The 10368-nt window shown below is 66.4% G+C and carries 8 protein-coding genes; 6 read left to right on the top strand and 2 right to left on the bottom strand.

Annotated features, from left to right (window positions below; genetic code table 11):
• The first annotated feature begins 74 nt into the window (after positions 1-74).
• Positions 75-2879 carry a PAS domain S-box protein gene (locus tag JNK68_07860; protein ID MBL8540273.1) on the top strand — a complete coding sequence of 935 codons (2805 nt, stop codon included), beginning with the start codon at positions 75-77 and terminating at the stop codon, positions 2877-2879.
• Here JNK68_07860 and JNK68_07855 read toward each other — a convergent pair.
• Positions 2869-3303 (bottom strand): CBS domain-containing protein, encoded by a 435-nt coding sequence (locus tag JNK68_07855; GenBank protein ID MBL8540272.1) that lies wholly within the window; start codon positions 3301-3303, stop codon positions 2869-2871. The two genes, JNK68_07860 and JNK68_07855, sit on opposite strands and share 11 nt — an antisense overlap.
• Positions 3304-3531: 228 nt before the next feature.
• On the opposite strand from JNK68_07855, the gene JNK68_07850 reads away from it, so the two are divergent.
• Together JNK68_07850 and JNK68_07845 are read left to right on the top strand one after the other, a co-directional pair.
• Positions 3532-4002 carry a hypothetical protein gene (locus JNK68_07850; protein ID MBL8540271.1) on the top strand — a complete coding sequence of 157 codons (471 nt, stop codon included), beginning with the start codon at positions 3532-3534 and terminating at the stop codon, positions 4000-4002.
• Positions 4003-4025: 23 nt separating this feature from the next.
• Entirely contained in the window at positions 4026-4412 is a 387-nt protein-coding gene (locus JNK68_07845; GenBank protein MBL8540270.1) for a hypothetical protein, read from the top strand.
• Between the two features lie 94 nt (positions 4413-4506).
• Here JNK68_07845 and JNK68_07840 read toward each other — a convergent pair whose 3' ends face one another.
• Positions 4507-5142, bottom strand: a complete 636-nt coding sequence (locus JNK68_07840; GenBank protein ID MBL8540269.1) for an MBL fold metallo-hydrolase — start codon at positions 5140-5142, stop codon at positions 4507-4509.
• A 312-nt stretch (positions 5143-5454) separates the two neighbouring features.
• Between JNK68_07840 and JNK68_07835 the strand changes: the two genes are divergently transcribed.
• The 3 genes from JNK68_07835 to JNK68_07825 all read left to right on the top strand — a co-directional run bounded on the left by JNK68_07835 (position 5455) and on the right by JNK68_07825 (position 10017).
• Entirely contained in the window at positions 5455-7200 is a 1746-nt protein-coding gene (locus JNK68_07835) for a hypothetical protein (GenBank protein ID MBL8540268.1), read from the top strand.
• An 87-nt stretch (positions 7201-7287) separates the two neighbouring features.
• The gene (locus JNK68_07830) at positions 7288-8751 is read left to right on the top strand and encodes a hypothetical protein (GenBank protein MBL8540267.1); all 1464 of its coding nucleotides are present in this window, start codon (positions 7288-7290) and stop codon (positions 8749-8751) included.
• A 42-nt stretch (positions 8752-8793) separates the two neighbouring features.
• The gene (locus tag JNK68_07825) at positions 8794-10017 is read left to right on the top strand and encodes a serine hydrolase (protein MBL8540266.1); all 1224 of its coding nucleotides are present in this window, start codon (positions 8794-8796) and stop codon (positions 10015-10017) included.
• Positions 10018-10368 lie beyond the last annotated feature (351 nt).

Below are 10368 nucleotides of genomic sequence, written 5' to 3'. Positions count from 1 at the left end.
CCGGGTAACTCCCGCGCACGTTTGCTGCTATCGCTCTACACTTGGCGGGGTCGTGACCGCGACGGTTCTTGCCAGTGATCGAGCTTCCGTTCCACCACCCAGCTTTGCAGGTCCTCCTCGACAGCGAGGACGCGGCGGTGTACGTGCGTGCGGGGGACGTCGAGATCTCCAACGCGGCGGCGTGCCGCCTCCTCGGCGTCGAGGCCGAGGCGCTGTCCGGACGCTCGCCGTTCGATTTCTCGCCGCCGCTGCAGCCGGACGGCACACCGTCCACGGAAGGTGTGCGGCGGCGCGTGGAAAGCGCGCACGCAGGCCTGCCGCAGTGGTTTCAATGGCAGTTCCGCCGCGGCAACGGCGAACTCGTCGCTGCTCTCGTTCACCTCGAAGCGGTCCAGTTCGATGGGCACATTTGCCTCGTCGCACGCGCCCGCAACGTGTCGCACCTGTGGAACGAGGAGATCCTGCGGGAGGCGGCGCTTGCCGTGTCCGGGGCAGAAGGTCCGCGCATCTTCGACCAGCTGGTCCATTCGCTCGCAACGATCCTGAAGGCGGACGTCGCGCTCATAGCGGTCTTCGCGGATGACTCGCGCGAGCTCCTGCGCACCGTCGGGCTGTGCGTCGACGGTCAGACTGCGCCCAACGTCGAGTACCTGATGGCGGACACACCATGCGCCGATGTCGTCGGCCGCGAGTTTCGCTATTACTCGGCCCAGGTGCGGAGCCGATTTCCCTCGGATCCGATGATGGGCGGGCTCGGCATCGAGAGCTACGCGGGCTTTCCGCTCAACGACACCGCAGGAACGCCGCTGGGGCTGGTCGTCGTCATGTCGCGCGCGCCGCTTGCGAGTGCCGAACTGACCGAGTCGATGCTCAAGATCTTCGCAGTGCGTGCTGCCGCGGAGATCGAGCGCGGCCGGGCGGAGGCGGCGCTGCGTGAGTCCGAGGCGAGCTACCGCTCGATCTTCGAGGCAGCCGAGGACGCGATCTTCATCCACGACTACGATACGGGTGCCATCGTGGACGTCAATCCGAAGGCGTGCGCTGCCTATGGCTACACCGGCGACGAGATGAAGCGCTTGAGCGTGGCGGACATCAGCTCCGGCGAGCATCCATATACGGCCGAGGAAGCCGGCAGGTTGATCGCGGAGGCGAGGCGGGGGGCGCCGCTGCGCTTCGAATGGCATCGGCGTAACAAGGACGACAGCCTGCACTGGGACGAGGTGTGCCTAAAGCGGGCCGTGATCGCGGGCCGCGCGCGGATCCTCGCGTTTGCGCGCGAGATCACGGAGCGCAAGCTCGCGGAGCAGAGCCTGCGTGCGAGCGAAGAGCAATACCGTGCCATTTTCAATGCCTCCGCTGACGCGCTTGTGCTATGGAATTCGCGCTCCCAACGCGTCGACGTGAATCCCGCCTACGAGCGCATGTACGGGTACAGCCGGGATGAGGTGCTCGGAGGCGCGCGTGCCCGCGACGTGCCCGCGGAGCATCGTCAGCGGCAAGTGGAAATCATCGCCCGCACGCTTGCGGGAGAGCGGTGCCATGAGGAAATCGAGACCATCCGGCGGAGCGGCGAACGCTTTCCGATCGAGGTGCGGACGATCCCGATCCTGCATCGGGGCGAGCCGCACGTGCTCGCGATGATCCGTGACCTCACCGAGCGGCGTCGCGTCGAGGAGGATCGCGCGCAGCTCGAGGCGCAACTGCGTCAGGCCCAGAAGATGGAGGCGATCGGTCACCTCGCCGGCGGCATCGCGCACGATTTCAATAACATCCTTACCAGCATCACGGGCTACATCGCGCTGGCGGACGAGCGCGATGCAACCGCGGGTGACGATAAGCTCGCAAAGTACCTGCACCAGGCGAACCTCTCGTGCCAGCGGGCGCGCGAGCTCATCCAGCAGATACTCACGTTCAGCCGCGGACGCAGGAGCGAGCGCCAGCCGACGAGCCTGCCACGCGTCGTCGGGGAGTCGACAAACCTGCTGCGGTCGTCACTGCCCGCGACACTCGAACTCGTCACCGATCTGGACGCCGATGCGCCGCCCGCAATGCTCGACCCGGTGCAGGCGGAGCAGGTACTGCTCAATCTGTGCATCAACGCACGCGATGCGATGGGAGGCAGCGGCACGGTGCGCGTGGCGGTGCGACGTGTGGCGCTCGACGGCGCGGTGTGCGCGAGCTGCCGGCAGCGGGTGCAGGGCGAGTTCGTAGAGCTCGGCGTGCGGGACGACGGGCCGGGGATTACCCCTGCCGTGATGGAACGGATGTTCGAGCCGTTCTTCACCACCAAGGAGGTGGGAAAGGGCAGCGGCATGGGACTTTCCACCGTGCACGGCATCGTCCACGAGCACGGCGGTCACGTGCTGGTCGAGAGCGAAACCGGGTGCGGCGCGGTGTTTCGCGTGCTGTTTGCGGCCCTGGGCCGCGGCAGGGCAGAAGTGGGCGCAGACGCTGCGGGTGCGGTGTCGCGCGCAGGGAAGGCGCCGTCGCTGCGGGGTCAGGTATTGGTGGTGGACGACGAGGCGATGGTGGGCGAATTCATGCGCGACCTGCTGGAGAGCTGGGGGCTGCGCGTGACGGTCGCGGCGAACGGGGCGCAGGCGCGTGACCTGTGCTCGCGCGAGCCGCGGCGCTTCGACGCGGTGATCACCGACCAGACCATGCCGCGGATCACCGGGCTCGATCTCGCGCGCGAGCTGCTGGCCGCGAGCCCTGACCTGCCGGTGATCCTTTACACCGGCTATTCCGATGGTCTCACGGAGACGGAAGTGAAAGCGGCTGGAGCCGTGGCACTCGTGCGCAAGCCGGTCGAACCGCGCGCGCTGCGCGCCTTGCTGGAATCCGCGTTGGCAGCACGAGCCCGGCGGCTTAAAGAATGACGCGAATGTGCTCGCGCTGCTTCAAGGCCTCTTCGAACTCGTGCTCTTCCAGATCGAGCGCGTCGCGCGCCGACACCATGCCGACCGCGCGACCGTTCCCGTCGACCACGGGCACGTGACGGAAGCCGCCTTCGTACATGATGTGCAGGGCATGGGCGAACGGCTTCTCCGGCAGGATCGTCTCCGGGTTGGCGGTCATCACGTCGGCAACGACCGTCGCCTTCGCATCGCGCTCTTCCGCGACCACCCGGAACACCACGTCGCGCTCGCTCAGAATGCCGACCAGGCGGTCGGACTCGACCACCATCAGTGCGCCGATATGCCGCGCCTTCATGAGGTGCACTGCTTCCATCACGGTGGCCGTACGGGCGACCGCGACGACCTCCTGCTGTTCGATGACCTGGCTGACGGGTCGTTGCGGCATGGGTACCTTCCTCCATTCGCTGACAAGGCTCCGGAACGTCGCACGTCCGGCGTTGATATGCGAAGGATACCCCTGACTTGTTGCCGAGTGTTGACGGAGCAAGGACATGTGCGAGCGCGTGAGACTCGCCCGGAAGCGGGGGCGCTGTGGTATACGGTTCCGGCATTTGCACGGCGGTGAATCGCGCCGACGCGGCAAATGCATCCGACTTACAGCGAGGGAGCGGTGATGCGACAAGGAACGAAGAGCGCGGCGGTTGCGGTCGCGGCGGCATTGATCGCCGGCGCAGCCTACGCGCAGAAGCCGATCGTCTATCCGGCCAAGGGGCAGAGCGCGCAGCAACAGCAACGCGATGACGGCGACTGCTATGTGTGGGCCAAGAACAACACGGGCATCGATCCGGCGGTGGTTGCCTCCGCGCCACCGCCGCCATCGGGGTCGACCGTGGGCGGGGGCGAGCGCGTGCGCGGTGCCGCCGGCGGTGCAGCCGGCGGTGCGGTGATCGGCGCCATCGCCGGGGATGCCGGCAAGGGTGCGGCCATCGGCGCGGTGGCGGGAACCATGGGGGGTGGGCGCCAGGCACGGCAGAACCGCTCGGCGCAACAGCAGGCGGCTGCCTCGGGCCAGCAGCAGCAGATCCAGACCTTCTACCGCGCCTACGCCGCCTGCATGGAAGGGCGCGGCTACACCATCAAATGAGCCGGGAGACCTTCATGCATTCGATGCTCAGCGTTCTTTGCGCCACCCTCGCGGTGGCAGTTGCGTCGCCCGTGTTCGCGAGCGACTTCGACGGATCGAAGCGCCTCATCTGTGCGCCGGTGCAGGCGATGGACTGCGCGCTCGGGGAGGACTGCCTGAAGGCGCTGCCCGAGGAGGTCGGCGCACCGGCGTTCATGCGCATCGACTTCGAGAAGAAGACCGTGAGCGGTCCGCAGCGCACGTCGCCCGTGCAGTTCCTGGAGAAGAGCGAGAAGCAACTGCTGCTGCAAGGCACCGAGTTGGGCTATGCCTGGACCATCGCGCTCGATCAGGTCAGCGGCAAGATGATGGTCACGCTGGTCGACCGCGACGGCGGTTTCGTGCTGTTCGGGTCCTGCACGCCGCTGTAGCGGGTCGACACGCGCGGGCGCGTCGGCGGCTGTTTCACGCCTGCGCACGAGTTTTCGCTCGCGGCGCATCCTGCGCGTGCAGGGTGAACCGGCTCTAGTCGGCGACGAAGGGATTGGTTCGACGCTCCTTGCCGAAGGTGGAAGTCGGTCCGTGCCCGGGCAGGAACGTGACGTCGTCGCCCAGCGGCCAGAGCTGCGCCTTGATCGAGCGTATCAGCGTGTCGAAATCGCCGCGCGGAAAATCGGTGCGACCGATCGAGCCTGCGAAGAGCACGTCGCCGGTGATGGCGAGCCTGTCCGCCGCCGAGTAGAACACGATGTGTCCCGGCGTGTGGCCGGGTACGTGGCGCACCTCCATCTCGACGTTGCCGAAGCGCACCGTGTCGCCGTCCGCGAGCCAGCGCTGCGGCGTGAAGGGCGCGACGGGACGAAATCCGAACATCATGGCCTGCTGCGGCAGCAGGTCGATCCAGAACTTGTCGTCGCGGTGCGGGCCTTCCACCGGCACCCCGAGACGCTGCGCGAGTTCAGGTGTGCCCCCGCAGTGGTCGATGTGCGCGTGCGTGAGCAGGATCTTCTCGACCGTCGCACCCGTCTGCTCGACCGCCTTCAGGATCTTGCCGTCGATGTCCCCGCCGGGATCGACGATGGCAGCGCGATTCGTTTCCTCGCAGACGAGCACCGAACAGTTCTGCTGAAAGGGCGTGACGGGGACGATGGTGACTTTCATGGCGGACGAGAGGCAGATGGCAACCCGTGCATTCTACCGGTCGCGCCGCACCGGAGCGTTTGCCTCCCAGACGTTCTGCTTAGGTCTTCCGTCGCATTTACGCACGCCGCCCTCCAGCGGGAGTATGCGGACGTGGACAGGAGGCACTGCGCTTCGAGAGATCCATCGAGGCGCCCGCTCGTGAGGGCACGTCCCGACGAGGCAACTCTCGACATAGGACTTTCGCCGCTTCCTGCAGAACACCGCGACACCCACTTCGCTTGTCGCGCAATCGGGTGCCTTCCCGCTTACCCATCGAGGAGCTTCGCAATCATGGCAAATGAACCCGGACAGGCAGTGCTGACCGTTCTCGACCAGATCATCGAACGCATCAAGTCGACGCGCCCGATGCGCTCGGACAACAAGCCGCTCGAGACCGGATTCGTGTACTCGCAGCTCGTTCTCGGTCAGATGGTGGACCCCGACGACTTCGCGAACCCGTGGTCGCCCATGGGCGGTTCGACCGTCCACGACGCGCTGAAGGACGGCAAGCTGCCGGCGAACGCGGGCGCGTCCGTCGCTACCGGCACTCCGGCCACACCCGCGGCCGACGGCTCGGCGCAGGGCGGCGGCGGCGCGGATCCGGCGGTCAGCGCCAAGCTGCGGCGCGCGCTGCAGGCTGCATTCAACACGTCGCAGCTCGTCGACCGCCTCATCATGGTGACCCGGGATGAAACGATGCGCGAGTATCCCGGCGGTGGCCGCACGATCAGCTTTGCCTACGAAGGCATCGTCAACGGCATGCAGCCGCTGCCCGCACCGCCGCTCGCACCGGAGGTGCAGAAGCGTCTGGACGACGCCAGGAAGGTGCTCTACGAGTTCGACGAGGACGGCGAGATCGCAGGCAAGAGCAAGCTCTACAAGACCTACGTGAAGAACGCGCGCGCCTACGCCGAGGCGAAGTCGGACTTCGCGGATGCGCAAGCTGCCGCGCTGCAGGATCCGGTCAAGGCCGAGAGCTGGCCGATGAAGTCGGTCACGCTGCAGCAGAGCGTGGACGAGGCGTACGACACGCTCAAGACCGAAGGCGCGGAGAAGGTCGAAGCCGCGCTCGCCGTCATCGAATCGATCGGCATCAGCATCCAGGACCGCATGATCGCCAAGGCGCGCAAGATTTTCGACGCTTGGAATCTCGGCCTGTCAGGCGTTCCCACGCAGACACCGTACTCCTCGATCCTGCCTTCCGGTTGGGCGGATCCGGATGAGGACATGGATGGCTGGTACCACCTCACCGTGGATCGCTCCAGCTACGCAAATCACTCCGGGCAGAATTCGCACTTCTTCCAGCAGAGCTCCTCGCACAGCGATTCGTCGTCTACGAACGCACAGGGCTCCGCGTCCTTCTTTGGTTTCGGCGCGAGCGGTGGCGGCGGCAGTTCTTCCTCGCACAACAATTCCCAGGGCTCGGTCGAGTCCACGAACAGCACTTTCTTCAAGAACGATGCGGAGGGGCTGTCGATCGAGCTGGAGTACGGTCTGTGCGACATCATGCGGCCGTGGTTCATGGGCGATCTCTTCTACATGAAGAACTGGTATCTCGTGAACAACGCGGCGAAGGCGATCAGCGACGGCACGATCGAGGGACAGGCCGACAGCGAGAAGACCTTGCTGCCGATGATTCCGATGCAGTTTCTCGTCGTGCGCAACGTCAAGATCCGCGCGACCAAATGGAACTCGGACGGCCAGACCCTGGAGACTCTCTACGGCAGCAACCGCAGCGATTCGAGCGCGAGTTCCAGCAACTGGAATGCGGGCGCACGCGCAGGTTTCGGTCCCTTCAGCTTCGGTGCGTCGGTGAATCGGTCGAAGAGCAGCTCGGATTCGAGTCAATCCTCCGGCGTCGACACGAGCGCGCGTCGCGACTTCGAAGCGAGCTTCGACGGCGAGACGCTGACGATCAAGGGCGCGCAGATCATCTCGTGGCTGTCGACCATCGTGCCGCCCTGCGCGCTCATCGATGACCCGGGCCTCAAGAAGGAAAGCACGCCGGCTCCCGCACCCGAGCCGGCGACGGTCTGAGCGTCGTCACCTCAGGCGTGCGGCGGATGGATTCGCCGCACGCCCGCCGGACGCGTTGTCATCGTTTTGCGCACGGAGGGGTCAGTCATGGCCACCGATCTCGATCAGCTCATCCAGAAGTTCTACGACTACTTCGTCGATCGCTATCGCAAGTCCGGGGCACCGGGCGCGGACGTGAGTCCGGCGTTCCTCGCCTTCGAATCCATCGGCACCGCCGTAACGGCCGACATGTTCCAGCTCGGCACGGGTGACTTTTCGCCGCAGCTCGCGTTGGAGCAATTCTCGACGCTTGCCAATGTCCTGCCGGTGCTGGACGGCACCACGATCACGAACTCTTCCCTCAAGACGGCCGACGGGTTGTACGAGCTGATGCTCTTCTCGGCGAAATTGCTGCCGGCTGCGGACGCGGGCCCGTTCGATCACTTCCGCAACAAGGCAGCCCAGGCGTTGGACACTTCGACGATGGTCAACCTGCTGCCGACCGGTCGACCGTTTCACCCCGCCGTGGCGACACCGCCCGACTGGTGCGCACCGGTGAACGCGGGTGGCTGGACCAGCGCGAGCTTCAGTCACAGCGAGCAGAGCACAACCGAAGTTGGCGTGGGGGATCCGCCGCCCCCGGTCCGGCCGTTGCGCCCCTGGAACATCCGCGTCCTCGCGGCGGAGCTGAGGCCCGCGCTGGAAAGCCCCATGGCCGTTACGCGCGTCATGCCGCAGCTGCGCGCGCGCATGCTGCAGGCGGATGTTGCTTCGCCGCAGACCGTGTCGGGTCCGCGCGCAGCGGCATTTGCCGCTCGCTCGAACAAGCTGGCCGCATTCGCAGCAGGAGAGGCGCAGACGGCGGAGAGCCCGCAGCAGGACGTCGCCCTGCGTCTGCAGGCCCTGGCGCAGCAGCCGGCTCAGGTTTCCTTCGAGCCGCCGCCCGCCGCCGCTCGCGCGGCGATGGTGCCACTCGCACTGCGTCGCTTCGATCCCGATGCGACGGCGCAGATCGACATGGCATCGAAGCGGCGGACCGTGCTCGTCATGCGCCCGGAAGTTCTGGCGGCGCAGACCATGGCACTCAACGCTGCCGCCGCAAACCGCGAGGTGACGTCGAGTTCCATTTCGCTGTCCTTCGACTACTGCCTCGTCAATGTGACGCGCCCCTGGCTTGCCACCGAATTCCTGAGCCTCAAGAACTGGTACATGGAGGGGTTTCGCGACGGCGAGCTGGCGAGCGGTTCGGGCGGCGGTGGCATGCCGCTGGAAATCATGCCGGTTGCCGCACTCGTGGTGCGCAAGCTGAGCATCAAGGCGGCATGGTCGCACGACGATCAAGTGTCGCTGCAGGACACGTTGAGCTTCGGTCCGTTCTCCTTGCAGGGGCGGGTCGTCGATCAGGCGAGTGGCGAAATCACCTGCCCCGACATGCAGATCGTTGCCTGGATCTGCGAACCGATGCCGCGACTGCCGCCCGCCGCGGACCCGGCACTCGTGGCTGCCGCGCCTGCGCCGGCCCCGGCGCCCGAGCCGGCTCCGGAACCGGCGGCGCAGACCATCCCCGCATGAAGATGCGGCGCATCGTTGCGCCCTGATAAGGAGGATCAAACCGTGGCACTCGACGAACTCCTGGAAGCAGACGCGGATCCCGCTGACACGGCGGGCGGTGGCGGCGCCGGTCCCGACTGGGCTGCGGATATCGATCCGTTCCCGACCGAGCCGACGGTGGCGTTCGAGGTGAACGAGCCGGCGATGACATCGGCGTTCGACCCGGTGACCGTGAGCACCGCCAACCACCTCTGCGCGGCGCTGGTCGATCTCACAAACAACCCCGCCATGCCGCCTTATGCGGGCATCAACGACGAGGAGGTGATCTTCGCCGGCAGCCTGGTGAAGATTTGCGCTATGTACGCCGCGTTCGCGCTGCGCGCGCAGGTCCAGGTGTTCGTCGATGCAGCAGTGGCGAACAGTGCACCGATCACCCCGCCCGATATCACGCGCGCGATCGAACAGGCGTGGAAGCCTAGGCTCCGCGCCTTGTTTCCTGCACGCTCGACGACGAGTTTCGGCAACAATCAGGACGTGACGTTTCCCCGGCTCGACAAGATTTTCGTCTTCTCTCCCGACGGCCGCGTCGACTTTGCGCGCGCCACGCCGTCTCTCGCGGATGCGCAGATCGATGCGATCGGCGAATTCGGTGCGCCGCAGGGCGGCTTTCATGACTGGATGCGCTCGATGTTGCGCTGGTCGAACAACACTGCCGCGAGCCAGTGCATCCTTGCGCTGGGCTACTTCTACCTCAATGGCAGTCTTGCGCGGGCGGGATTCTTCGACGCGGGGAGCGGGGGCCTGTGGCTGTCGGCCGACTACGGCGGGCACGACTGGGTGCGAACGGCCACCGAGAAACAAGGCAACGCCGCCGGGCAGGAGCTCGCGCCGCGCTGGGCGGCGGCGCAGGGTCGGCGTCTCAGCAACATCACGGCGACCGCTTCCCAACTCGCCCGCTTCCTGACACTGATGGCGCAGGATCAACTGGTCGACGCGACCGCCAGCGCCGAGATGCGCGCGCTCATGGATGTGACCTCGGGCGGCATCGGCAGCTACGCGAAGGCTGCGCTGGATGCGGCGGCGCACGACTCCACCGCGTTTTCCGCCAAGATCGGCTTCGGCGACGACAGCTTCAGTCACGATTGCGCCATCATCGAGCGCACCGTCGACGGCAAGGATCTGCGCTACGTCGCGGTCGGTCTGGGTTCCGCCCCGAACCGCAGGCGCGTGGACCTCTCCGACCTGTTCGTCCTGCTCGATGAGGCCATCGTCACCCGGAACGCGTGAGGCGCGCGGGTGATTCCGCGCTGCGCGTGACCGGGGGTTCGCGGTGGAACGGCCGCGTCGCAGCGGTTGCCTGCGAATCGAAAGCCGATGGCAGGCCGCAACCCGCGTCGCGGTTGATGTATACTGCACCGCACACGCCGGGGCAGCGACGACCCGGCGCGCCCTTCGGGCAAGTTGTGGCGGATTCTTCCCGCCACGCCGATCGAAGTCCGAACGCGAGTGTAGATCCCCAGTGAAAACGGCAGACGCGCACGAACTGGCGTATCGGGATTCCTGCCCCTCCTGCGGTTCGATGTCCGCGGAGTCGATCCTGCGGCATCCGTACGACCAGCCGCCGATTCGGGACTTCCT

Source organism: Betaproteobacteria bacterium (genome assembly GCA_016791345.1).
Lineage (GTDB): Bacteria > Pseudomonadota > Gammaproteobacteria > Burkholderiales > JAEUMW01 > JAEUMW01.
Note: the sequence above shows the minus strand (reverse complement) of the source record. Positions and strands in the feature narration are given on the sequence as shown.